The sequence below is a fragment of the Streptomyces sp. NPDC018964 genome, from assembly GCF_044390325.1.
Classification (GTDB): Bacteria; Actinomycetota; Actinomycetes; order Streptomycetales; family Streptomycetaceae; genus Streptomyces.
This window is the reverse complement of the sequence record NZ_JBIRYZ010000034.1, coordinates 1-24,100: the sequence shown is the minus strand read 5'-3', so window position 1 is coordinate 24,100 and position 24,100 is coordinate 1. Positions and strand designations below refer to the sequence as shown.

The window sequence follows — 24,100 nt, the reverse complement described above, 5'->3', positions numbered from 1 at the left end:
ACACCGGGATCGACGGCGAGCTGATCGTCTGGGATGCCGCGGGCCTCTCGCGTTCGAGCGGTTGCAGAACCGGCTCGCCCGGCGTGGTGCCGGGGCGGCCCGGGCGGTGGAGGAGTGGCCGGCTCCCTTCGTCGCATTCCATCTGCTGCGGCTGTCCGGCACGGACACGACTGAACCGTTCCGGGTTCGGTAGAGATCTCAGATGTTGGGTGTGACCTGGGGTTTCGTGGTTGCGAGGTAGTGGTTGTTCTCGTATTCGACCGGCGGGACGTGGCCTATCTCACCGTGGAGTCGTCGGTGGTTGTACCAGTCGACGTATTCGGCGGTGGCGAGCTCGACGTCGGACAGCGTCTTCCACGGCCGCCGGGGCTTGATCAGCTCGGTCTTGAACAGCCCGATCGTGCTCTCCATCAGGGCGTTGTCGTAGGCGTCGCCGACCGAGCCGATCGAGGCGGCAATACCGGCGACGTCCAGGTGCTCGGCGAGCCGGAAACTCGTATATTGCGACCCGGCATCCGAGTGATGAATCAACTCGCCTGGCTGAACGGGATGTTGATCACGGTCGCGCTGCCAGATCGCCATCTCCAGGGCGTCCAGCACGAAGACCGTCTCCTTCACGGTGGCCGCGGACCAGCCGACGATCCGGCGGGAGAAGGTGTCCACGACGAAGGCGACGTAGACGACACCTGCCCAGGTCTTCACGTGGGTGAAGTCCGCGACCCGGCACCGGTTCGGGGCGCCGGCGACGAAGTCGCGGTCGACGAGGTCCGGGGCCCGCCCGGTCTGCCCGCCGGGAAGCGTGGTAATCACGCGTTTGCCGCGGACCGCGCCGGTGATGCCGAGCTCGCGCATCAGGCGTTCAACGGTGCAGCGGGCCACGGCCTGGCCCTGCCGGTTCAGCTCCCGCCAGATCTTCCTCGCCCCATAGACGCGGTAGTTGGAGTCGTAGACGTGCTGGATCAGTTCCTTCAGCTCGCCGTCCCGCACGGTCCTGGCAGACGGCGCGGTCCGGCGTTTGTGATGGGCGTAGTAGGTGGCAGGGGCGATCTTGCAGTCGTGCATCGTCAGCACGCGGCAGATCGGCTCGACGCCGCCGAAGCGGCCCTTGTGCTCGTCGATGAACGCTACGAGCGTGTGTGTGGCCGGTCGAGCTCGGCCGCGAAGAAAGACGCCGCGGCCTTGAGGATCTCGTTCGCCCGCTTGAGCTCGGCGTTCTCCTTCTTCAGCCGCTTCAGCTCGGCGGACTCCTCCGTCGTCGTCCCCGGCCGGGTGCCGGCGTCGATCTGGTCCTGCCGTACCCACTTCCGCAGGGTTTCGGTTGTGCCGATGCCCAGCTTCTGGGCGACCGCTTTCATAGCGGCCCACTCGGTGTCGTACTCCGGCTGCACCTCGGCGACCATGCGGACCGCACGACGGCGCAGCTCAAGCGGGTAAGGGGAAGGACGTGCCATGACTCGATCCTCTCAAATGATCGAGTCCCTACCGAACCCGGAACGGTTCAGTCGGACGATTCCCGGTCGTACTGTTCTCCCCAGGGCTGGGCGGAGTGCGCACCCAGAACACCGCTTGGGCGGAGGAACTGGCCAGCCACGGCTATGTGGTCGCCGCCCTCGACCACCCGTACGACTCCGCCGCCGTCGTCCTCGCAGACGGCCGAACGATCAACACCAGGATCGCCTCCACCGGAGACGACGAGGAGGACGACGAGCGGGCCGTCGAAACAACGAGGGTCCGGGCCGCCGACCTCCGCTTCGTCCTCACTCAGCTGGGCCGTCTGGACCGAGGCGAGAGCGCGGGCCCGCTGACCGGACGTCTGGACACCGGCCGAGTCGCGGTGGCCGGCCACTCCCTGGGCGGCGGTGCCGCCCTGCAGGCAGCCCGCCAGGACCGCCGGTTCGACGCCGTCATCAATCTGGACGGCTACCCCCGCGACCCCGACCTGCGCCCCTTCCACCAGCCCGCGCTCGCGCTCACCCAGGCCATCAGCCCGGAAACCGACGCGCGCTACATACCTCGCCTCACCAAGGTCCTCAAGCTCAGCACCGCGACGAGCTACCGGCTCACCCTCCCCGGCACCGCACACCTCACTTTCATGGACGGCCCCCTGTACCTGCCGCCGGTGCCCGCGATCGTCGGGTCCCTCGGCCGCACCGAGAGTCCCCGCGTCGTCGCCGCGACCACTCTCGCCTTCCTGGACACCACCCTGCGGCACAAACCCGGTGACCTGGCCGCCGTTCTGTCGGCCTACGGCGACCTCAGCGTCCACCGCCCGGGCGACAGCCGCTGATCAGCTGTGCCGCGGCAGCCGACGGGCACGGCCGTTCCCCTGTCGAGGACGAAGTTCTGCCGGGCGGTCGCCGGCCGGCCGAAGACGGTGGAGGGGTCACCGGCGCGAACCCTGGAGGAGGAGCCGGGTCAGGGGACGAGGACGAGGCCCGTCACGGCCATCGCGCACGCCGTGAAGCCCGTGATCACCATTCACACGGCCTGGCGGACATACTCCTCGCGGCTTTTCGCTCCCTGCGTACCGCGGACATCGTGCCCATGTTGACCTTCTTCGCCACGCGCGGCAGCCGTACCAGCGGGTCCGTCTCGCCCACGACATGTAGGGGTCGGGACCGACACCCGTGAGGTGCCGGGCCTGTGAGCCGCCCGCCGCCGGGTGCTCGGCGCTCTCCCCTCGACGGCGGCTGTCCGACCTTCAGCGCCGCCTGCTTCCAGGTCAGCCCGGTCGTCGCGTAGCAGTCGGCGACCTTGCGCTCGTCCGGGGACAATCCGGCCAGGACCCCGTCCGCTTCCTCTCGGCACGGCGACTCCTCCTGTGTCGTCACGCCGCCCGTCAGAGGTCGGCCTCGTCCAGCACGAGCACGCCCTGGCGGGTTCGCTCCCACAGCTCGGTACCCGCCGATGTGGCGGCGCGGACGGCGCGGCCCGCAAGCGGACTTCGAGGTCCTCGTCGCCGTGCACCTGGCTGTCCCAGCCGTCCTGCAGCAGTCCCTGGGCGGTGCGCTCGGGCCTTGCGCCGAGGGCGAGGGAGCGGGCCAGGTGCGCCGGAGCGAGGCGCTGCACGAACGCATGCAGCGCGCTGCGGGACCGGCCGGCGCGGTGGGCGGTCCCGGACGCGTTCGCCGGCGGGATCTCCCCGGTGGGCCGCGCGGACGGACCGCCGGGCGGCCGGAGTTGTGGCGGAAGGGGCCGGTGACCGACCTCCTGGCCCTCGCGCCCGGCCCGCACGCCCTGCGCGTCCTCGCCGAACTGAACTGCCGGTGAGCGGCGGTCACCAGAAGATCGCGATCGCCTCCAGCGTCACCTCGCGGGTGTCCTCCCGCCAGCCGGTCATCTTGCCGAGGCAGCGGGCCGTGAACGTGCCGTCCGGGATGGAGCGGCGCGCGTTCCCGGGGGCTACGACACGCATGTGGACGGGGGGCTGCTCGTGGCCGTACTCGGCCCGCAGGACGAATCCCTCCGTCACGTCCGGCACGCGCGAGAACACGCCTTTGACCGAGACGAATTCGCCGATGCGGCTCAGGGTCACCGCACGGCCGTCGGCCAGGCTGTCGGCGAGGTTCCGGTTCGGGACGACGGTCAGGGTGGTCAGGTCGGCGTGGACGATGGCGTCGGCCCGGTCGAAGGCCTCCATGACCACGCCGATCACGTTGATCGGTTTGTCCTTGCGCACGAACTTGCGGAACGTCTCCTGGCTGACGTCCCGCTTCAGCCGGAACCGGAACAGCCACGTCAGCACCCGGCTCCAGAAGCCGACGCTCGTGTCGACCTTCGTCCGCAGCTCGACGGCCTCCTCCAGCGCGGACCGGTAGTTGCCGAGTTCGTACAGGTCCATCACGGCCTGCTCGTCGAGGTACAGGCAGATGCTGTACGCCGACTGCCAGCGTCGCAGGTGTCTGCGCCGCTGGCGGGCATGGCGCACCAGGATCACCGCGAGCACCACCGCGCCGGCCGCCGTCACCAGCCAGACCGTCATCCACGGCCACCAAAGGCTCCACCACAGTGCGTCAGTGACAGCCACGGATCTCCTTGAAAGCCTCGGAAAGGGACGAGTCTGCGGCTTCCACCATCCGTCCGCCCGTCCTCGCCGCCGCGCGCCGCAGTTCGCCCGCGTCGGCCTCCCCGAAGTGGACGGGGTAGGTGGGGACCGCGGCGCGCACGGCGGCGGGCAGCGCCTTGTGGCGGCGTACGAACTCGGCGTAGGACAGGCCCGCGTTGTTCTCGCCGTCCGTCATCAGGACGAGCGAGACGGAGCGGTCGGGGTCGGCGGCCAGTTCACGGGCGGCGGTGCGGTAGCCGTGGTCGAGGGCGGACCACACGGCGGTGGCGTCGCCGTAGCCGCTCCGGGCGACGGTGTCGGCGAGGGCGGTCAGGTCCTTCGGGCCGGTGACGGTGACGGTCGTCTGCTCCAGCACCCGGCCGCCGAAGCGGACGACGGTCAGTCGCTCGCCCCGGTAGAAGCGGGTGAACTTGCCGGAGGCGGAGGGGTCCGCGCCGCTGAGTCCGGCGAAGGCCTCGCGCAGGGCGGCCATCCGGGCGCCGCGCATCGAGCCGGAGAAGTCGAGCAGGAAGACCACCTGGCTCGTGGTGCGGCGGTCGGGGTCGCCGTAGTCCGCCAGCAGCGTTTCGACGACGGCCGGCCGGTCGGGGTAGAAGAGCGCGTTGCCGACCGGTTCGCGCAGCCGCGCGTCCCGGGTGACCGTCGTGCTCACGGGGCGGCGCACCGTCTGCCGCATGATCTGCCGCTGCACCGAGTCGCGCCGCAGCCACCTCGTGACCTTGTCGTACGCGGCGCGGTGGGTCGGGTTCAGCAGGATCAGCGGGAAGTCCGCCAGGACCATGCCGTCCTCGGGGCGGATGACCTCCAGGCGGTCGTCGAGGCGGCCGGAGGCGTTGAGGGTGAGCAGATCGGACTCGTACGTGATGAGGGCGTTGGCCTCGTCCTGGTGGTCGACGTAGGTGTCGACGAGGGCGGGTCCGGTGTCGGCGGTGAGGGCCTGGCCGGAGCGGAAGCCGCGCAGCCGGTCGCAGGAGACGTCCTCGGGGCGCAGCGCTGCTCCGGTGCCGGCCGCGGCGGTGGCGACACCGACGAGGGCGGCGAGCCCGCTGCCGGCGTGCCGGGGGTCGGCCATGCCGAAGCGGACGATACCGATGGCGGCGGCGTCCGCGATGTCCTCCCAGGTGAGCCGGGAGCCGGGCACCCAGGCGCGAAGTTCGCGTGCCACGTCCGGCTTCAGACCGATGACGACGGGGGACGTCATGGTGGCCGTGCGCTGCAGTCCTCGGACCGCGTCTTTGTCGGTGAGGCGCAGATAGTGGTCGGAGGACAGCCACGCGAGGTCGTACCGGTCGCGGTCGGGGGTCTTCGTCTCGGCGTCGGCCCGGTGGTACAGGCGCAGGTCGACGCCGGTCTCGTCCTTCAACTCGCCCAGCAGCGGTTCTGCTACGGCGAGATCGGGGCCGGCGAGGACGCGCAGCCGGACCGTGCCGTCGTCGTCGCCCGAGCAGGCGGTGAGGGAGGTGGCGACGAGCGTCAGGCAGAGCGCCAGCAGGCCCATGCCGCGCCTCACGGGTTGCCGGTCCTGTCCGGGCAGTCGCCGACGATCTCGATCATCCTCTCCAGCAGGGGCAGGCTGGGCAGGACCGCGCGGGTGTCGTCGGAGGAGGTGGTGGGCACCGGGATCTGCCGCTCGATGAGGAACCGGGTGAGGTCGTCGCTGCTCGCGCCGTCGGGGGCGCTGCGGGCCCGGAAGCCCAGTTCCATGGCGCGGTGCTGGAGTTCGGAGTCCTTGCTGATCAGTTCGCCGAGCCGCGCGCCGTCGCCGGTCAGCGCGACGAGTTGGGGTTCGGTGACGAAGCGCGTGGACGGGTAGAGCAGGACGCGCTCGTCGTCGGTCTCGCCCTTCTGTGTCTTGTGCCGTAACTGGTGGGCGAAGAACTGGTGTTCGTAGATCACCGAGATGGGGGCGATGCCCTGCCCGTCGGGGGACAGATACGTTTCGGCCCGTTCGGAGGACGGCAGGCCCTGTTCGATGAGGAGCGGCTTGATCTTCCGGGCGAGCCACTCGGCCTGGGCCTCGGTGTCCGGTGCGTCGTTCCTGTTCTCGACGAAGGCCACGAGTCCGAGGTAGGTGCCGGCGGAGTTGGACTCGCAGATGTCCGAGGTCTGGGCGAGGATCTTGTTGCCGTTGCGGACGTGGTTCTTGTCGTCGATCTCGTCCCAGCGGTAGCCGTCCTCCGGATCACGCTGGACGCCCTTCCTCTTGCCGAGCCCGAGGTCGAGGAACTTGCGCATGTCGAGGGTGTAGTACATCGGCGGGCTGCCCGCGCCCGGCAGGCGCTCTGCGACGCCTTCCGCCGCGAGCACCTCGGCGTAGTCCCGGTAGGTGGCCAGCACGATGGGGCTGACGAAAGGGCGGTACAGCAGCGCCGGACGGTTCACCCGGGCACGCTCCCGGCTGATCAGATCAGCGGCCGGCTGACCGGAAGGAAAAACGATGTCATACCCGTCGTAGTCCTGCTTGGCTATCTCACGCGAGCCCATGCTCGTGATGTGCATGCGGAAGCCGTGTTTCATGAGCAGCCGTTCGACTTCGGGGTCCTGGAAGAAGTCCCTCTTGGAGGCCATCTTGGCCTCGATGGTGACCACCGGCCGCATCGGCAGCAGCAGATTCCCGGAAGCCACGAGCAAAACCAGCCCGACGACCGGGACAGGCAGCACCGCCGCCAGCACTCTGCGCAGGCGGCTGCGCGGCGCTCCGGTAACAGTCAACCGCGGTTCCACAGCAGCAGGTCTGCTCTCGGACACCTGCATCCCCCCTGACACCCGCATCCCCCCGTAGGACCGGGCCAGGATCGTCGGCGACGAAGATGCACCCCGAACGACCTAACAGAGAACACCAGTTGAAAACACAGAACACGAACACCCCGCCCGAGGCGGGGCGGCGGAGCCCTCGAGAGCCGGTGGCCCCCCACCACAAGAAACCGGAAAACCCCGGTGATCCCCCCCGGCGGCGTTCCTCAGCCCGGCGAAATCCAGTCGGTACCGCGGTGGTTGGTCTACGGGGCCACAGCTCTGTGTGAAGCTTCCCCCATGACTCACCCGCGTGAAGAAGTCAGGGCCAGGCTGCAGACCGATCGCCCGCACTCCGCCCGTGTCTGGAACTACCTGTTGGGAGGCAAGGACAACTACCCCGTCGACAGCGAGGCCGGTGAGGTCATCCTGAAGACCTTCCCGGAGTTCGCCGCCGTCGCGCTGCTGCAGCGGAGGTTCCTCGCGCGCGCCGTGCGCTTCCTCGCGGGCGAGGCCGGCGTCCGCCAGTTCCTCGACATCGGCACCGGACTGCCCACCGCCGACAACACACACGAACTGGCCCAGCGCATCACGCCGGAGAGCCGCATCGTGTACGTCGACAACGACCCCCTCGTCCTGGTGCACGCGCAGGCCCTGCTCACCAGCAGCATCGAGGGCGCCTGCGCCTACGTCGACGCCGACGTCAGGGACCCGGAACGCATTCTCGCCGAAGCAGCGAAGACCCTGGACCTCAGCCGCCCGGTCGCCCTGACCATGTTGGGCATCATGGGGCAGATCTCCGACGCCGAGCGCCCCGCCGACCTGGTGAGCACGCTGCTGTCGGCCCTGCCCCCGGGCAGCTACCTGGCCCTGAGCGACGGCACGAACACCAACGAGGCACTCAACACCGCGGTCGGGGTCTACAACGGGCAGTCGGCCAACACCTACCACCTGCGGTCACCGCGGGAGATCGCCTCCTTCTTCGCCGGGCTGGAGCTGGTGGAGCCAGGGGTCGTGTCCACGGCCACCTGGCGCCCGGACGCCGACCGGGCCGAGGAGGACACGGCCGACGTCTCCGTCTGCGGTGTCGCGGTCAAGAAGTGACCCGGCCTGCCGCTCGGTAGTCCCTCGGAAGCACCCCGCAGCGCCGGCGGAAGGCACTGCTGAAGCGGAAAGGGGCGGCGCAGCCGGATGCCTCGGCCGCCCGGGCGACCGGCGGTACGGTGCTCCGCAGCAGCCGCTGTTCGGTGGCGGCGCCGAGTGGTCACCGGAGGAGAACGCGGTGGCGGAGCACGGCGAACCCGGCTCCGCCGTGCATCTGTCGCATGGTCCTCCTGGTTCGCGTGTTTGGCGCCCTCCCCGGCCGACGCGCAACCGGCTGAGCACACCCAGCTCCCCGGCTGCGGCCATTTCGCCCGTCCCGCCCGTCCCTTGCTCCTCCACTCCGGCCAGGGGACATGGGCGAAAGCGGCGCCCGTCCGGCAGGTCCCGCGCGGACCGCCGGGGAGGATCCCTCTGCGATGACCGGATGATGGATGCGGGGACATCCGGGTCGGGGACGTGCTGTCGGTCGCCTGCCCCTTCACGCCGGCCCGGGTCGAGCGGGGTCTGGCGTGGGACTGCGTGTCGGTGCGGTGGTCCTGGTGGGCGATCGATACCGGTAGCGATTTCCTGCACTGGAACGGAATCGTCGCCCTGGGCGTAAACAGCGGCGGGCCCGCCTCCCCCGAGGTGGAGGTGGAGCTGTTCCGGACCGACCCGCCGCCCGAGCAGCTGAAGGCGGGCGACATCTGCCGGGTCGGAGTGCCGCCGACCGTGGTGCACATGACAGCCGTCGACCACCACGAGCCCTCGCTCGAAACGGGCCGGCTACCGCGCCCGCATCTGACCGTGCGCGTGCTGCGCCGCGGCCTGTCCTGTCGCGAGTTCCCGGACGGCAGCCATCTCGACGGCACGGGGTACACCCTCCGCCCCGGCGGCGGGATCCCCTTCGTCTTCGACTTGTTGATGCGTCCGTACGCGTCTCTCTGCCCGAGCGACGAGGTCGCCGACGCAGCCGGCCGGCATGGCGGTCCGACAGCCCCTGGAACTGGACCGCCTTCGACGGAGAGCCGGCCGGCGCGGGCCCCGAGTGGCCGCTCGTCCTGCTCACCCGCGCAGGAACGCCGTGCTCCGTCGAGGCCTCCGCCTGCGGCGTCTCTCCCGTGGCTGGGCGTTATGGGCGGCCCCACCGGCCAAGTGCGCGTTCGTCGACCATCCGGGATACGCAGTTTCCGGCGCGAGGCCTTCGCCCCGGCGAGCGGGTACCGTTTCCGATCCCGCCGCCGCCTGACGACCGCACACGACTACCGAGCCGAGACGAGCATCCGCTTCGTGATCCGGGACCAGATCACCGGTACTGTCGGCCGACCCACCACGACCTGACCACAGCCCCAGGTCGCGGCCCGCGTGCCGCCACGCACCATGAAACCGCCACACGCCCGACAACGTGACAACGCCCTCGGGTGGGGTGCGATGCCGACCGGCGGGCGCCGAGGTACCAGGTCCGGACGGCCCTTCAACAGGTCGTCGGTCGTCGCGTGGAGCGCAGTCGCGAGGGTGTCCAGGTGTTCGTCCACAGAACGGTCCTGGCCGCTCTGGTCCACGTCTTCGCAGCCTCCCCTTGATCGTCCGAGGACGCGTCGCGGGACGGCCGATGAGTTTCCGCACGGCCCGAAGTCTGAAAGGGCGGGGACGGATGTCTCCTCGCTCGAGAGGAAGTGGTGCGCGATGAGGTTGGTACTGCAGGAGTTCCTGTCTCTGGACGGTGTCTCCCAGGGGCCCGGTTCCCCGGACGAGGACACCAGCGACGGGTTCACCCGGGGCGGCTGGTTCGTGCCGCACCTGGACGAGGCGTTCGACCGGATGGCCGCCCTCTGGCTCGGCAAGGCGGACGCGTTCCTGTTCGGCCGCCGTACGTACGAGAACTTCGCCCGGGACTGGCCGAAGATGACCGACCACCCGAACGCCCGCATCCTGAACGGCTCACCGAAGTACGTCGCCTCCCGGAGCCTGGCCAAGGCGGGGTGGGAGCCGACCACGATCCTGTCCGGCGACATCCCCGCCCAGGTCGCCGAACTCAAGCGGCAGCCCGGCCGCGAGCTCCAGATCCACGGCAGCGCCCGGCTCGGCCGGTCCCTGCTGGCCGCCGGCCTGATCGACGAGCTGCGGCTCGCGATCGCCCCGGTGGTCGTGGGCAGCGGACGACGCCTGTTCCCGGACGGCGGCACCCCGGCCGGCCTGCGCCTGCTGCGCCATGAGACGACGCCGAGCGGAATCGCGGTGCACGTCTACGAGCCGAGGGGCCTTCCGGAGTACGGGACGTACGGGGCCGACGCGTAGCCGCCGGACCGGATCGATCGAAACGGGTCGCCGGACGCGACGTCTTCCCGAGCATCCACCGACCTCTTGGAATTGATCATCCGGTCTCCGGAAGCGCCAGGGCACAGTCAGCACAGCATCGGCCCCGTCCGGCGAGGTGGCGCGCCATGGTGGTGGGTCGGGACAGTCGCGGCCGCGGTGGCTGTCGTGGCCCCAGGAGACCTCGTCATGAAGCGGTCGCGGTCGTTGCGCGGGGTGGCGGTGTCGGAGCGGTTGTCCCGCACGTCGTGGCGGCGTTCCTGGTAGAGGTCGGTGCGAGTGTCGCGGCTGACACCGGCGCGGCTGCGGACGGTGGCCCGGGCTGTCCGGGCGGCAGACGGTGGAAGACGCAGGTGCGGCCGTCCTCGTCCTGAAGGGTCCAGCCGTCCAGGCTCACCGCACGGCGGTGCCTGACGTCCCTCCGCACCAGGACGCCTGCGAGGGCGGCACGTGCTCCCTCTGGGTGCTCCCACGGGTGACGGCGCTATTGGTGCCCTTTCACCTTGCTTATGGAAACGTCCTGACCATGGCCGACATGTCCCATGGTGCCCACGCCCAGCCTCCGACGCGCGGACAGCGGTGGTCCGAGTTCCGGCAGTCACCGTTGTGGCCGGCCATCGTGCTGGTGCTCATCCTGGCGGCTGCGGCCGGTCTCTTCGCCGGTTCGTACACCTATTCCATGGCCAATCCGACGCCGCACTCGATCCCCACGGCCGTGGTCGGATCATACGAACAGGCTCGCGGGCAGGCCTTTCTGGACGGCCTGGAGAAGGCACTGAACGCGTCCGTGAAGGTACACGTGTACGGCAGCGCCGCCAAGGCCCGTCAGGCCATGGACGACCAGGAGGTCTTTGCGATCTTCGACATCCGCGACGACGGGAGAACCGCGGTCCTTGACCTGTCGGGTGCCTCCGGAGCCTCGGTCGCGGAGGTGCTGGCCGACACGGCGCCGGCCGTGGGGGAGGAAACCGGCGTCGAGGTCACCGTCCAGGACCTCAATCCGCTGCAGGAGGGGGACCCACGCGGACTGGCGATCTTCTACATCTCGCTGGCCGCCGTCATCATCGGCTTCGTCGGGGCGATCCAGCTCAGCGTGCACGCACGGTCCCTGACGCCCTTCGAACGCATCCTGTTCACCCTCGCCTACGCGCTGCTCGGCGGATTCGCCATCGCCGCGACCGTGGACTGGCTGCTCGGCGCGCTCGACCTGCCGTTCGTGGAGTCGTGGCTGATCCTGGCGCTCACCCTGTTCGCCAGCGGCATGGTTTTCACCATGTTCAACACCTTGTTCGGACGCTGGGCGATGCTGCCGACATGGGGGCTGATGATCCTGCTGGGCAACCCCTCGTCCGGCGGCGCGGTGTCCTGGCCGCTGCTGCCCTCCCCGCTGGGCGAGCTCGGCAAGTGGCTGCCGCCCGGTGCCTCGGTCAACTCGCAGCACACGGCGGTGTACTTCCAGGGGCACCAGCACGCGTTCCCGTTCCTGGTGCTGGGCGGATGGGCCCTGTTGTCGTGTGCGGTCTTCTGGATCTGGCGGCACCGGCATCCCGGCGGTCGTGAGCGCCATCCGGCGCACGCCGAGTCGTAACGGCCCCGGTCACCTTGCCGTCGGCTGCGCCGCGTGGCAGGCAGTCCGGAGATTGTGGAGCGCGGAGGCGTCCACGGCGTTCTCGTGCAGGGCCGGGGTGGATCGAGCCCCACTTCCCGTACAGGCGCTGTCCCTTCACGGACAGCAGCAGATGGTCATGGAGCAGCGGCAGGCCGAAGCGCGCCTCGTAGTGGCGGAAACGTGCGGCGACCGGACCTCCGGGCGGCCGAACCCGGTAGATGCCGTCCTCGCCGTACCGGATCACCGCCACCCCGTCCTCGATCCACTCCAGTACCCGTTCGATCGCCCGCTCGTGCGCGGCCTCGATCACCTGTCGCGTCTCCTCATCCCCCAGCACCCACAGGAGTAGCTCGGTGGGCAGTGCGCCGTCGTACAGGGGGGCACCGGTATCCGGTCGAGGTGATCTCCCACTGCGTGCGGCTGTACTTCCGCTTCCCGCTCAGCTTCCGTGAGGTGGAGGAGTTGATGCTCCAGCGCGGCGTGATCGTCTCCTACGAGACGGTCCGCCGATGGTGTCCGGAGTTCGGACCGGCCTATGCCGCCGCAGGCCCCGGCCCGGAGGCAAATGGCATCTGGATGAGGTGTTCGCCAGGATCAACGGGGAGCTGAAGCACCTGTGGCGAGCCGCCGCCCAGGACGGGAACGTACTCGACATTTTCATCCACAACCGGCGGGACGAGACCGCAGCCCGGCGCTTCTTCCGCCGCCTGATGAGCGTGCACCGCTACCGAGCCGAGATGACCGACCTCTTCACGGTCCGGGACCAGATCACCGGCGTCGCCGGCCAGCCCGGCACAACCTGACCACAGCCTCACATCGCGGGCCCACATGCCGTGCCGCACCATCGGACCGACACACACCCGACAACGTGACAGCGCCCTGGCATGACCTGTGTCGCAGCCGGGTCACCTCGTGTCGCGCGGGGCCCTGACGTCTGCGGCGTTCGCGGTTGACGCGGCTCGGGTGGCGGGTCGCCGACGGCGGTGGCTCGGCGCCCGCGACGCTGTTCGCGCCGCGGGCCAGGTCCTTCGGGCATGGAGGCGCACTTACGGGAGGACGATGTCGCGGCCGGGTCCGCCTTCGAGGGCGTCCTTTCCGGTGCCACCGCAGACGAGGTCGTCGCCGCCTTCGCCGTCCAGTGTGTCGTTGCCGGGGCCGCCGAGGACGATGTCGCGGCCGTCCCCGCCCATGGCGTGGTCGTCGCCGGGGCCGGCGTGCACGGTGTCGTCACCGCCGTAGCCCTCGATCATGTCGTCGCCCCGGCCGCCCCACATCTGCTGGTTGCTGCCGTCACCCATCAGGTGGTCCATGCCGTCGCCGCCGTGCAGGGCTGCGGGCCCCATGACCATGTCGTTCCCCGCGTCGCCCAGCACCTTGCGTGCGGTGTGGGCGTGCAGTTCGTCGTCGCCGGGGCCGCCGCTGACGGTGCCGATCCCGGGGGCGAAGGCGGCGATCGTGTCGTCGCCATCGCCGAGGAAGACGTCGATCCTGTCGGGCCGGGGGCTGTCGGCGGGCAACTCGCAGACGACGGAGGTGGTGTCCTCGGGTCTGGAGTACGCGCAGTGGTCGCCCGGCTCGAGCGGGACCACGTCGCTGACGCCGATCCGCCGGATCCCGTCGCTGGTGTACATGGAGAATATGTTGAGGTCGTTGGTCTGTCCTGCGGCGGCGGTGAAGACGATCGACTGAGTCGCCCAGTCGGCTCCGACGCGGGCCTTCGCTTCGGCGGCGGTGGCGGCGGCTGCCGGGCCGACGGCGAGGCCGGCGGTGAACAGGGTCACGGCGACCGCGCTGACGGTGGCTCGGTTTCGGCTCATGAGATCTCATCTCGGTGGGATGACGGTGGACCGACCTGCTTGGCGTGGTGCTGCCGGGGACCGGGCGGACCCGGTCGTAAAGGCAGTCTCCCCTGCTGGTCCGGATCTGCAAGACCGCGAGTCGACGCGGCGTCACGGTATGCCGTTTTCCCTCCGAATGTGATGGTTGGGCTTCTTTGGTCAGGCATGTTCCCGGTGTCGCCATGGCAGGGTTCGCCAGCTCAATTCCGGATCGGAGAAAGCGAGTTGGCCGATGCAGTCGAGGGTTGGGTTTGCCGGAGCAGCGGAAGGCCGATGTCCGGGTGCGGGCGGAGGAGCTTCACCCTCGGGCGGTACGGATCGTGGTCGGATTCGCCGAGGCGGAAGCGGTGTCGGAGCGTCGGGTGATCGACCGGGAGGAGTTCGCCGGAACCCTGACCGCTCCGGACGTGGCGGGAGTGCCCGCCGCGGGTGCGCGGGGCGGTATCGGCGGTGGTCGGAGAGGCCCTTGACACGGGGACTGTCGTGTCGCACCGGCACGAGACGGCGACCGTAGAGGTGCTCGCGGCGGACTGCCGACGGATCGTCGAGCTGGTGGCCGCTCCGTGAGTGAGGGCGGAGTGCCCGACGGGGAACCATCAGCGGGGAACCGGCGACGGCTGAGCCGCACTCCAGGCCACGTCCTCGCTTTCCGGTCCCGGGAGCGGTTCCGACTCCCGGCTCACGGCAGCTTCCCTGCTCGCCCTCCATCCCTGTAATCAACTTCGTTTGCTTCATTGACATTTCATTCGGGATACGTACCGTTGGGAGCGCTCCCATGACAGCCTTGCAACTGGAAGGAGTTCCCCCCACATGCGTAACCAGAGTTCATTAACAGGGCGTTCGCGGTCGTTCCTCCGTCGGCCTCTCCAGGCGCTCGTCATGGTGTTCGCCGTGGTTGTCGGCGCACTGGCCTGGTCGACCCCCGCCCAGGCTCACGGCACCATCGTCAACCCCGCCTCCCGCGCGTACCAGTGCTGGAAGACGTGGGGCAGCAACCACACGAGCCCGGCCATGCAGACCGAAGACCCCATGTGTTATCAGGCCTTCCAGGCCAACCCCGACACCATGTGGAACTGGATGAGCGCGCTCCGCGACGGCCTCGGTGGCCAGTTCCAGGCTCGGACCCCTGACGGGACGCTCTGCAGCAACAACCTCTCGAGGAACGCCAGCCTGAACAAGCCCGGGCAGTGGAAGACGACCAACATCAGCAACAACTTCACGGTCCAGCTGTACGACCAGGCGTCCCACGGTGCCGACTACTTCAAGGTCTACGTGAGCAAGCAGGGCTTCAACCCCAAGACCCAGACCCTGGGCTGGGGCAACCTCGACTTCATCACGCAGACCGGTCGCTACGCCCCGGCACAGGACATCAGGTTCAACGTCAACACCTCCGGCTACACCGGACACCACATCCTGTTCGTGATCTGGCAGGCCTCGCACCTCGACCAGGCCTACATGTGGTGCAGCGACGTGAACTTCGGCTGAGCCGGAGAGCGCCGCACACGGCACCGGTCCCGGCCGGGCGCCGGTGACCCGCCGCCCGGCCGACCGAACTCCGTCGGGGCAGGGGACCCATGTGGTCACCCTGCCCCGACGGGGCGTTGTCACGTTGGCCGACCGGCCTGGGACGGTCCTGGAGTTGATCGTGACGGGGAGGGATTCGCTCGTGTCGTCCGCGCCGCTGTCGCACAAGGGGCATCGGTACCCGGCGGAGGCGATCGCGCACGCGCTCTGGCCGCACTTCCGCTTCCCCCTGTCGTTCCAGGAGGCCGAGGAGCCGATGCTCGAGCGCGGTGCGCTCGTCTCCCACGGGACCGTCCGGCGGCGGTGCGCGATGTTCGGGCAGGGCTACGCCAACGGCCCGCGCCGCCGACGGCACCGACCGGGGACAAGCGGCACCTGGACGAGGTCTTCATCAAGACCGACGGCGAGTCGGAGCACCTGTGGCGGGCTGTCGACCAAGACGAGATGGTGCTCGACATCTTGGCGCGGTCCCGGCGGGACGCCGCCGCGGCCTGACCTGAAACCACCGCCCGGCCCCACCGCACCCTGACACACCGTCAGCATCGCATTCGCGGCCCGGTCGGAGGCGGCGCGTGCCGGGATCGACACCGCGGTACGGCCGGGCCCGGGCCCGGACAGCTGATCCTCGAGGAGGACACGCCGCGCCGGTACGAGGCGCGCCGGCCCCGCCGCGGGCGGACGGCTTCCACGTCCGCGACGGGGACGTGGCCCGCCTCTCGTCCTCCGTAGGACACCGCCGTCACCATGCCCGGCCGCTGCTCCGTCCGGCTCCCGGACCTCCACCGCGGGGGCGCCCGCCGTCGTGCTCGGCTTCCACCCGGTGCGCGATGTCCTCGCGCAACCGCGTCTTGTCGATCTTGCCCGTTCCGGTCAGAGGCAGTGCCGGCACCCTGACGACGCGCTCGGGCAGTTTGAACGGAGCCAGCCCGCAGTCCTCGAGGAAGCGGCGGATCTCCCGCAGCGTCGCAGAGCCCTCCTCTCCGTCGACGACGTACAGGCACACCGTTTCGCCCAGGACGCGGTGGGGCATCGGGACGGCGGCGGCGGCGCGCACGCCGGGATGCCTCTGGACCAGAGCTTCCAGTTCGCCCGCCGGGATCTTCTCGCCGCCACGGTTGATCACGTCCTTGACGCGTCCGACGACCACGAAGTTGCCCGAGGGATGACGGTGGACCAGGTCACCGGTGCGGTAGAGGCCGTCGGAGGTGAACGAAGCGGTGTCCGTGTCGCCGTGGTAGGCCGTGATGACGCCAGGCCCCCGGGCCAGCAGCTCGCCCGTCTCCCCGTCGGAGACGGGGCGGCCCCGGCCGTCCACCACGAGAGTCTCGTCACCCGGTGAGACGGGTCGCCCTTGGGTGGAGAACACCACCTCCGGGGGGTCGTCGAGCCGGGAGAAGTTCAGCAGTCCCTCGCTCATTCCGTACACCTGCTGGATCCGGCAGCCGAAGGCGTCGCCGAGCTGCCTGGCCGTCTGCTCGTCCAGGCGGGCTCCGCCGATCTGCAGTACCTCCAGGCTCGACAGGTCGGGCCCGTGAGAGGCGGCATGTACGGTGAGCCACTGGCGGGCGACCGCAGGGGTCAGCGCGCAGTGCGTGACGCGTTCCCGCTCGATCAGCGCCATCGCGCCGGCGGGATCGCCGGGTGCGCCGAGCACGGCCTTCCCTCCGTGGGCAAGTGCGCCGAGGATTCCGGGGTGGCCGAAGGCGAAGCTGTGCGTCACGGGCAGGACCGCGAGGTAGACCGAGTCCGGTGTCAGCGCCGACGCAGTCGCCGAGGCACGGATGACATGGCCGAACGCCTCGTGCGTACGAGGGATGGGCTTGGGCGCGCCAGTGGTGCCGCTCGACAGCAGGAACAGGGCGATGTCCGAGGGGCGCCGGTGCCCGCCCGTCGCGGGAGCCGCCTCCTCGGCCGTGGCGAACTCGTCGAGGTCCAGATGGCCGCACGCCGGGTCGACGCCGCCGGAGACCAGCAGGCTCCGCACGAACGGATGGCGTTCGCGGAGTTCTTCGGCGAATCGGAGGTGGTCGAAACGGGCTTGCCGAACGGGCACGGCCATCGCTGCCGGCCGGAGCGAGGACAGCACGGGAGCGAGTTCGTGTTCGCGCAGCGTTGGCGGCGCGAGGACCGGGCGGGCGCCGAGTCGTATCAGGGCGAGCACGAGGATGACGAGTTGGGGCTGGTTGGGGAGTTGTACGAGTACGTTCTCGCCGGGGTGCGTTCCGCAGCGCGCCAAGCGGGCGGCGCAGCCTGACACCGCGGCGTCCAGTTCGGACCCGGTGAGAACCCGGCCGTCGCCGACGAGTGCCTCACGGCGGCCCCGATGCCCGTGGGTGTCCAGCACCAGTTCGTCCAGCAGCTCCGGGGACCACCAGCCGTGGCTCCGGTAGTCCGCCGGCACCCGGGGGTCCGGCCCGTTCCCGCCCAAGGCGTCGGCGAGCTGCCGCAGCGTACGGTCGTGCTCGCTCCAGAGGTCGACGCGGGTGCCGAGTCGTTCGGAGAACTCGATCTCCAGTTGCGTGATGTCGACCGAGTCGAGCCCGAGATCGGCGCGCAAGAGCGCGTCCTCGCGCAGGAGTTCCCGTTCGATGCCCAGCTCGGAGAGGACTCTTCGCACGTCGTCGATGTCCGGCAACCGGCTCTCCTCAGGGGTCGAGAAAACCTTCTGGTGGTGGGACGGCTCGGACGGAGGGTGTCACCGGCGGCGGGCCGCTCGCGTCCCGAAGCCCTGCGGCGGGCGCGCCGCGGCCGGAACCGCGGAGTCGGTCCGCCCCTCCCCCTCGGCCCGCGTCCGGTGACCGGCCGCGGCGGTCTCAGACGATGGTGAGCGTCGTCGTTCCGGTCGCGCCCGTGACACCGGTGGACAGACACTGCAGCAGTCCCGGCTGCGGAAGGACGATGACCTGGGTCGCCGAGCGGCCCTGGAAGCGGCCCTGGACGACGGTCCCGGTGAGCGTGGTGACGACCTGTCCGGCGACCGCGGTGCTGCTGCCTTCGGCCTCGATGACGCTGCTGTCGCCGGTGCTCCACGTGAAGGTCCGGGGGCCTTGGAATCCGCCGAGGAGGTCGTTGCAGCCCGCGTGGAGGGTGAACTGCTCCCCGTACGCCCCGCTCGCCACCTTGACCTCGCCGTCGACGCACGATCCGAGACGTCCGTCGGTGGTGACGTCGACGTCCCGCGGTTGGAAGGTGATCCCCGGACTGTAGGCGACGGACTCGGTTCCCTGGCACTGCAGCAGCGCGAGTGGTTCCGCGCGGGCGGGCCCGGCGGCCAGTGCGCCGGTGCAGACAACGGTGACGACGGTTGCCAGGACTGCCGAGCGTGTCCGTGATCTCATGGCGGACATGGGACGGCCTCCTTCGGGGTGAACGGTGTGATAGGGGTGATGCCCGGCACACCCGTTCGTGAGACGAGCGCGCAGGAGCAGTGAGGGGGTACGCGAAGCCCTGCGCGCTGCCCCGTGAGAACCGCGCGCCGGGTGACGCCCCCGCGCGTTCGGTTCGCCCCTTGCCGCCCGGGACGCGGGTGTGAGTCAGTGGACCGTGCGCGCGGCGAGCGGGAGGCCGGAGTCCGTGCTTTTCTTCCCCGCGGGTGGTCTTCGCGACTTCCTGGAGCGCCGCGTCGGCTTCGGATCTGGAGGATGATGCGTCCACAGGAGAGCGGCACACTGGTGGTACCGGGCGCCAGGCTTCATTTCGAAGTGCGCGGGGAGGGATCGCCGGTGCTGCTCATCGCGGGCGGCAACTCCGACGCGGCCGTCTTCAAACGCCTGGCCGGCGTCCTGGCCGCGGAGCACCGCGTCATCACGTACGACCCGCGCGGCAATTCGCGCAGCCTCCTCGACGGCCCGCCGACGGACCAGCGGATCGAGGAGCACGCCGATGACGCGTCCCGCCTGCTCGATCACCTCACCGGGCCCGGTGAATCCGCGTACGTCTTCGGAAGCTGCTCGGGCGGCCTCGTCGCACTCGAACTCGCCGTCCGCGACCAGGACCGGGTCCGTTCGACGATCGCCCACGAACCGCCCGCGATGGGACTGCTGCCGGATGCCGAGGAGTACCTGGCGTTCTTCGACGACGTCCACGAGACGTTCCTCCGCGAGGGCGTGGCGGCGGCCCTGCGCAGGCTCCAGCTCGTGTTCGGCGACGGGCCCGCGCCGACGCTGCCCGAGGCCCACGACAACACCGCGTTCTTCCTGGCCCACACCGTCAGGCCGGTCACGCGCTTCGTACCCGACCTCGGCAAGCTGGCGACGTTGGCGGACCGTGTCGTCGTCGCAGGCGGTCGCGACTCGCGCACCCACGCCGTCCACCGGCCCGCGGTCGTCCTCGCGGAGCGGCTCGGCCGTGAACGGATGCTGTTCCCCGGCGGCCACGTCGGCTACGCGAGGTACCCGGCCGAGTTCGCCAGGCGACTCGTCGGGCTGTTCGCGGCGCCGTCCGGCGCGGTGGCTCCGTCCGACGCCGGTGCGGGAGGCTGACATGCGCATCGTAATGGGGGCGCAGAACTGTGGTTTCGGTCCGGCCTCCGAACTCGTCGCGGTCTCCCGGCTGCTCTCCGGCCACGAGCGGGTGTTCGTCGGCAGCGGCGTGGCGGCGACGTTCACGCGCCGCAACCCGGACGCCTTCGACGCCGTCCGCGAGATCGACGCGACGCCCGGGAGGGGCGGGGCGGAGTTGCTCGACGACCTGCTGGAGACCTGCGACCAGGTGGTCTCGGTCATGGACGCCGACCTCGCCCTGCGGTCCGTCATCGCGCGGCTTCCGGTGGTCATGGTGGACAGCCTGTTCGGATTCTGGCGGCTCGGACGGCCGTTGGCCCAGATCCGCGACCTGTGCGCGACCCTGCCACGCTCCTCCTACGTCGCGGCAGACCGGCACCTGGCCGCGCTCTCCCCGCACGAGCGCGTCGTCGCGGCCCATCTGCTCGCCACGCACAGCGTGGTGCAGAACTTCCCGGGCGTCCCCGAGCGCGCGGCCGAGTTCGCCGCTCTCGGCGCCGGATCCGCGATCCACCTGACCGGCCCGATCATCGACCTCGAAGGGCTGAGGAACACCCCGCTCGACGCCGAACCGGAGTACGACTTGCTGGTCAACGTCGGCGGGTTCAAGAACTTCCTCCTGGACTTCGACGTCAACAACGACTACCTGCGGCTGCTTCACCGCTGGATCCCCGACCTGCTGCGGGACTGGCCCCGGTTTTCACGCGTCCTGGTCTGCGGCGGCCCTTTCGGCAGGCACCGCGAGCGGAGTGTCTCGGTCGCCGGTCGGCGGGCCGACTGCCGTCTCCTGCCGCAGCGCGACCTGCTGCGGGCGGTGGCGAGCACGCCGGGCTACCTGCTCGCCCCAGGGCTCACGGCACTCCACGAGTCGATGGTGCTCGGCCGGTTGCCGCTGGGGATCCACGAGCAGCACTACGCGCACGTCTACACCCTGCGCCGTCTCGACGGCACGCTCTTCGGCCGGAACGCCGGCCGGTTCACGGACGTCCTGCCGCACCACCGGTTGCCCGAGGACGACTTCGCCGGGACAGCGGCCCTCGTGGAGATCGCCGGCCGCGTGCGGGAGGACGAGGAGCTCTACACCGTGTTTCGCAGAACGCTCAACGAGCGGATCGAGCACCATGTCTCGTTCACTCCGGCGCGGCGGCGGCACGGTGTCGAGGAACTGCGCCGCCTGCTCGGCGGCGAGCCGGTCCACGCGGTGCTGGCCAGGATCCTCCCCCCTCGGGGCAGCGAGTGACCGGCCGACGGCGCCCGGCCCGGCAGTCGGCCTTCCCGGCATCTGGAGACGGATTGCATGCCTCGGAAGAACCCGGCCCCGCCGACTACTTCGCTCTCAGGAACCGACTGCTCGGCCCCCTGCGCAACCGGTTCCTGACCGCGGACCAGTTGTACGAGGCAGGCCGCCTCATGTGCGGCCGCCCCGAGTCCCTGTCCCTCTACGGCATCCCCGCCCCCGAGATGGGCGCCCGGGGGATCCGCATCCTGGGCCGCACCGCCGTCGAGTGCACCAAGGACCCTCACCCCGTAGCCATCGCCGGTGTCATCGCCGACATAGAGGCCACCGCCCCCGGGGCCGACGGGGAGGCGATGGTCGTCGATCTGTTCTGCGGTTCCGGAAACATCGGTCACCACCTCGGCCGCTGCCTGGGCCGCCCCGTACACGCCTCCGAACTCGACCCGGTCGTCTATGAGGCCGGCCGGCGCAATCTGGACCGTGTCGGCTCCACCGTCCGTCTTTGTCATGCGGACTACCGTGACTTGCTCGGCGCGCTTCCCGCCCGCAGCGAGCGCGACATCTACGTGGTGGAGCCCTCCTGGGGCCGGGCCTTCACCCCGGAAGGTCTCGACCTGACACGTACCTCTCCCCCGGTCCCCGAGATCATCGGGCACATCCAGCGGTCCCGCGACCACGTGCCGTGCCTGGTGGTGGTCGAGACCAGTGACCGCGTCGTCCGCGGCTCCCTCGACACCTGGTGCGGGAACGCGGTCCACCTGCGCACACTCGTCCCCAAGCCGTTTCCGCCCCATCGCACCGGCTCACGCTTCCACTTCTACCGCCTCGGCGAGAGCGCGGCCCGAGCCGTGCGGGTCATGGAGGACAACGGTCCGAACGCCCGGCGGCCGCGGGCACAGGCCGCGGAGGCGGGCGACGGCGAGCATCGCTGACCGTTCGCCCCCCTTCCGCACGACCGGGTGGAACAGGGGTTCTCCGGGCAGGGCGCGGTGCGGCGGGCCGTCGAGGAGTCGGGTCCGCCGCCGGTCGGCCTACCGGGTGAAACGCACGGGCAGGCTGAGCGGGCCGTGGATCATCATCCCCTGCCGCCAGGTGATCGCCGCCGGATGGATGTCCAGGGTCAGGTCGGGGCAGCGTTCCAGCAGGGCCGTGAAGGCGATGCTCGCCTCCAGGCGGGCCAGCGGCGCGCCCAGGCAGTGGTGGATTCCGTGGCCGAACGCCACGTGACCGCGGGCGTCGCGGGAGATGTCGAAGCGGTCGGGTACGGGGAAACGCGCGGGATCGCGGTTGGCGTCGGCCAGGGCGACGAGCACGAGTTCGCCTCCCCCGGGGATGACCGTGTCACCGATCCTCACGGGCTCGGTGGTGAAGCGGAACGTAGGAGTCTCCAGGGGGCCCTCGTAGCGCAGCATCTCCTCGATCGCGTTGTCCATGAGGGAGGGGTTCGCGCGCAGGGCGGCCAGTTGTTCCGGGTGGGTCAGCAGGGCAAGGGCGCCGTTGGAGATGAGGTTCACGGTGGTCTCGTGGCCGGCTACGAGCAACAGCCAGGCCATGCCCAGGAGTTCTTCGTGGGACAGCTTGTCGCCGTCCTGGTCCGAGCCGTGGATCAGCGCGCTCATGAGGTCGTCGCCGGGCCGCTGCCGTTTGCCCTCCACCAGCTCCGCCATGTATCGCGCCATCGAAGCCGCCGCGGCCTTGCGGACTTCGGGGTCGGGGGCGCTGATGGCATCGTTCGACCAGGTCCTGAAGGACTCCCGGTCCAGGTCCGGCACGCCGAGCAGTTCACAGATCACGGAGATCGGCAGCGGGAAGGACAGCGCCTCGACGAGGTCGGCACGCCCGTCGGGAGCGGCGAGCATCCGGTCCAGCAGCGCGTCGGTCGTCTTCTGGATGCGCGGGGCGAGTTCCGCGACCCGGCGCGCGGTGAACTCCCGGGCGACCAGTTTGCGCAGCCGTGTGTGGTCCGGCGGGTCGGCCCTCAGCATGTGCGGGCCGGAGGAGATGAAACCCAGCGGCAGGTCGGGGGAGGCCTTGCTCCAGTCCTTGGAGAGCCTGGGGTCCATGAGGGCGGCACGCCCGGCCTCGTATCCGACGACGAGCCAGGCTCGGGCCCCTCCTTCCGGCATCCGGATGCGGTGCACGGGCCCCTGGGCCCGTAATCCGGCGTACACGGGGTACGGGTCGCGGGTGAACGACTCGCCGAGCGCGGCGAGGTCGATGATGTCCATGGTGTTGTCACCTCTGTACGAGGACGGGATTCCGGTCGGGGAGGGCACATCACGTTCGCCCGGGCCTGTGGGGCTTGACGCGTTGTGGCCCGTGGGGTCCGGCTCGGGACCGCAGCCGGCCGTGGCGGCCGGTGCCGGGAACGGCGAGGTTCCGCTTCAGGAGCGGTTCGCGCTGTCGGCGGGGCGGCGGACCCTCAGGTCGAAGGCGAAGGCGGGGTCGCACGCCAGGTCGACCCGCTGTCCCAGAGCGCTCACGGTGACGGCAGCCGACAGAGGCGTCCTCCACCCCTTCGCCGTGACCTGGCCGAACGGCTCGTCGTACACCTCGTGAACCCGCTCGCGTGGGCCGGCGGGGGCGTAGGAGCCGTTGATGGCGACCGTCCGGGAGGGTCCGGCCGCCTCTTCCTCCGGTTCGACGTCCACGCGCAGTCCGCCCTCCGCTCCGGCGCAGGCGAGTACGTGCCCCTTTTCCACGGTCCGGGTGTACGGCCCCGGGGTGTCGGGCGTGGACGCCGCGGCGGGTGTGGCCGCGAGCAGTGCCGCGGTCAGGGCACCGGCCGCGGCCGGACGGATGTGATAGATCATGGCTCCCCCTATAAGTCGGATTGTAGGGGAACTTGGAGGGGTACGTGCTGTATATCTTCAGCATCCGTGGTTTCCCCCGCCGCCTCCGTTGCTCCGGGACCGGGTTCGCCAGGACAGCACGGCCGACGGCGCCGACCGGCGTCACCGGCCATGACGCCGGACGATGTCGGTCGACCCACCTGCGGGTGGTGGGCATGGCAGTGGTTGAAGCGGAACGTTTCCCCGGCCGCTTGGAAGGCGGCCTCACCATCCGCGTGCCGCCCGCCCGAGGCGCGGGGGGGGGGGGACCCCCCCCCGCGCCCCCCCCCCCCCCCCGGGGGCCCCCCAACGCAAACAAACGGAGACCCGCGGGCCCCCGCCCCCCCCCCACCCCCCCGCC

Annotated in this window: 18 protein-coding genes and 4 pseudogenes; 12 read left to right on the top strand and 10 right to left on the bottom strand. The window is 70.4% G+C overall.

What is annotated here, in order from left to right:
• Positions 1 to 198 precede the first annotated feature (198 nt).
• Positions 199 to 1,451 (bottom strand): IS3 family transposase gene (locus tag ACH5AO_RS34680; RefSeq protein ID WP_398931747.1). Its coding sequence is split into 2 segments (ribosomal slippage): positions 199 to 1,169 and positions 1,169 to 1,451, totalling 1,254 coding nucleotides; the frame shifts between segments, so codons are not numbered across the junction.
• A 53-nt stretch (positions 1,452 to 1,504) separates the two neighbouring features.
• Between ACH5AO_RS34680 and ACH5AO_RS34675 the strand changes: the two are divergent.
• Positions 1,505 to 2,287, top strand: a pseudogene (locus ACH5AO_RS34675) (alpha/beta hydrolase family protein); the annotation flags it as partial.
• 813 nt (positions 2,288 to 3,100) lie between these two features.
• A pseudogene (locus ACH5AO_RS34670) lies at positions 3,101 to 3,270 on the top strand (LLM class F420-dependent oxidoreductase); the annotation flags it as partial.
• Positions 3,271 to 3,277: 7 nt separating this feature from the next.
• Here the strand turns inward: ACH5AO_RS34670 and ACH5AO_RS34665 are convergent.
• Genes ACH5AO_RS34665 through ACH5AO_RS34655 form a run of 3 tightly spaced genes read right to left on the bottom strand, consistent with a single transcriptional unit; the run spans position 3,278 to position 6,691 of the window.
• Positions 3,278 to 4,027 carry a hypothetical protein gene (locus ACH5AO_RS34665; RefSeq protein WP_398931745.1) on the bottom strand — a complete coding sequence of 250 codons (750 nt, stop codon included), beginning with the start codon at positions 4,025 to 4,027 and terminating at the stop codon, positions 3,278 to 3,280.
• A complete protein-coding gene (locus ACH5AO_RS34660) occupies positions 4,014 to 5,576 on the bottom strand; it encodes a VWA domain-containing protein (RefSeq protein WP_398931743.1) in 1,563 nt (520 codons plus the stop codon). The genes ACH5AO_RS34665 and ACH5AO_RS34660 overlap by 14 nt, the downstream gene beginning before the upstream one ends.
• A complete protein-coding gene (locus ACH5AO_RS34655; RefSeq protein ID WP_398931741.1) occupies positions 5,573 to 6,691 on the bottom strand; it encodes a hypothetical protein in 1,119 nt (372 codons plus the stop codon). The genes ACH5AO_RS34660 and ACH5AO_RS34655 overlap by 4 nt, the downstream gene beginning before the upstream one ends.
• 408 nt (positions 6,692 to 7,099) lie before the next feature.
• Here ACH5AO_RS34655 and ACH5AO_RS34650 point away from each other — a divergent pair, with 408 nt between their 5' ends.
• The 4 genes from ACH5AO_RS34650 to ACH5AO_RS34635 all read left to right on the top strand — a co-directional run bounded on the left by ACH5AO_RS34650 (position 7,100) and on the right by ACH5AO_RS34635 (position 11,786).
• Positions 7,100 to 7,903 carry an SAM-dependent methyltransferase gene (locus ACH5AO_RS34650; RefSeq protein ID WP_398931739.1) on the top strand — a complete coding sequence of 268 codons (804 nt, stop codon included), beginning with the start codon at positions 7,100 to 7,102 and terminating at the stop codon, positions 7,901 to 7,903.
• 456 nt (positions 7,904 to 8,359) lie between these two features.
• Complete coding sequence (locus tag ACH5AO_RS34645; protein WP_398931738.1) at positions 8,360 to 9,223, top strand: hypothetical protein; 864 nt, start codon at positions 8,360 to 8,362, stop codon at positions 9,221 to 9,223.
• Between the two features lie 345 nt (positions 9,224 to 9,568).
• Positions 9,569 to 10,180: a dihydrofolate reductase family protein gene (locus ACH5AO_RS34640; RefSeq protein ID WP_398931736.1), complete on the top strand. Its 612-nt coding sequence runs from the start codon at positions 9,569 to 9,571 to the stop codon at positions 10,178 to 10,180.
• A 544-nt stretch (positions 10,181 to 10,724) separates the two neighbouring features.
• Positions 10,725 to 11,786, top strand: coding sequence for an ABC transporter permease (locus ACH5AO_RS34635; protein WP_398931734.1), 1,062 nt, complete (start codon positions 10,725 to 10,727; stop codon positions 11,784 to 11,786).
• A gap of 106 nt (positions 11,787 to 11,892) precedes the next feature.
• Here ACH5AO_RS34635 and ACH5AO_RS34630 read toward each other — a convergent pair.
• Positions 11,893 to 12,144, bottom strand: a pseudogene (locus ACH5AO_RS34630) (relaxase domain-containing protein); the annotation flags it as partial.
• A gap of 23 nt (positions 12,145 to 12,167) precedes the next feature.
• Here ACH5AO_RS34630 and ACH5AO_RS34625 point away from each other — a divergent pair.
• Positions 12,168 to 12,520, top strand: a pseudogene (locus tag ACH5AO_RS34625) (transposase); the annotation flags it as partial.
• Between the two features lie 333 nt (positions 12,521 to 12,853).
• Here the strand turns inward: ACH5AO_RS34625 and ACH5AO_RS34620 are convergent.
• Positions 12,854 to 13,624, bottom strand: a complete 771-nt coding sequence (locus ACH5AO_RS34620) for a calcium-binding protein (protein WP_398931733.1) — start codon at positions 13,622 to 13,624, stop codon at positions 12,854 to 12,856.
• A 900-nt stretch (positions 13,625 to 14,524) separates the two neighbouring features.
• Here ACH5AO_RS34620 and ACH5AO_RS34615 point away from each other — a divergent pair.
• Positions 14,525 to 15,130 (top strand): lytic polysaccharide monooxygenase, encoded by a 606-nt coding sequence (locus tag ACH5AO_RS34615; protein ID WP_398931821.1) that lies wholly within the window; start codon positions 14,525 to 14,527, stop codon positions 15,128 to 15,130.
• A 342-nt stretch (positions 15,131 to 15,472) separates the two neighbouring features.
• Positions 15,473 to 15,664, top strand: a complete 192-nt coding sequence (locus ACH5AO_RS34610; RefSeq protein ID WP_398931731.1) for a DDE-type integrase/transposase/recombinase — start codon at positions 15,473 to 15,475, stop codon at positions 15,662 to 15,664.
• 244 nt (positions 15,665 to 15,908) lie between these two features.
• Here the strand turns inward: ACH5AO_RS34610 and ACH5AO_RS34605 are convergent, their stop codons facing one another.
• Entirely contained in the window at positions 15,909 to 17,804 is a 1,896-nt protein-coding gene (locus tag ACH5AO_RS34605; RefSeq protein ID WP_398931729.1) for an AMP-binding protein, read from the bottom strand.
• A 178-nt stretch (positions 17,805 to 17,982) separates the two neighbouring features.
• Entirely contained in the window at positions 17,983 to 18,507 is a 525-nt protein-coding gene (locus ACH5AO_RS34600) for a hypothetical protein (RefSeq protein WP_398931727.1), read from the bottom strand.
• A gap of 303 nt (positions 18,508 to 18,810) precedes the next feature.
• On the opposite strand from ACH5AO_RS34600, the gene ACH5AO_RS34595 reads away from it, so the two are divergent.
• From ACH5AO_RS34595 to ACH5AO_RS34585, 3 genes are read left to right on the top strand one after another with little or no spacing between them, the layout of a single operon-like run.
• Positions 18,811 to 19,650: an alpha/beta fold hydrolase gene (locus tag ACH5AO_RS34595; RefSeq protein WP_398931725.1), complete on the top strand. Its 840-nt coding sequence runs from the start codon at positions 18,811 to 18,813 to the stop codon at positions 19,648 to 19,650.
• A gap of 1 nt (position 19,651) precedes the next feature.
• Positions 19,652 to 20,911: a hypothetical protein gene (locus tag ACH5AO_RS34590; protein WP_398931723.1), complete on the top strand. Its 1,260-nt coding sequence runs from the start codon at positions 19,652 to 19,654 to the stop codon at positions 20,909 to 20,911.
• A 53-nt stretch (positions 20,912 to 20,964) separates the two neighbouring features.
• Complete coding sequence (locus tag ACH5AO_RS34585) at positions 20,965 to 21,840, top strand: class I SAM-dependent methyltransferase (protein WP_398931721.1); 876 nt, start codon at positions 20,965 to 20,967, stop codon at positions 21,838 to 21,840.
• A 99-nt stretch (positions 21,841 to 21,939) separates the two neighbouring features.
• On the opposite strand, the gene ACH5AO_RS34580 is transcribed toward ACH5AO_RS34585, so the two are convergent.
• Together ACH5AO_RS34580 and ACH5AO_RS34575 are read right to left on the bottom strand one after the other, a co-directional pair.
• Entirely contained in the window at positions 21,940 to 23,136 is a 1,197-nt protein-coding gene (locus tag ACH5AO_RS34580) for a cytochrome P450 (RefSeq protein ID WP_398931718.1), read from the bottom strand.
• 156 nt (positions 23,137 to 23,292) lie between these two features.
• Complete coding sequence (locus tag ACH5AO_RS34575; protein ID WP_398931716.1) at positions 23,293 to 23,721, bottom strand: hypothetical protein; 429 nt, start codon at positions 23,719 to 23,721, stop codon at positions 23,293 to 23,295.
• Positions 23,722 to 24,100: the final 379 nt, after the last annotated feature.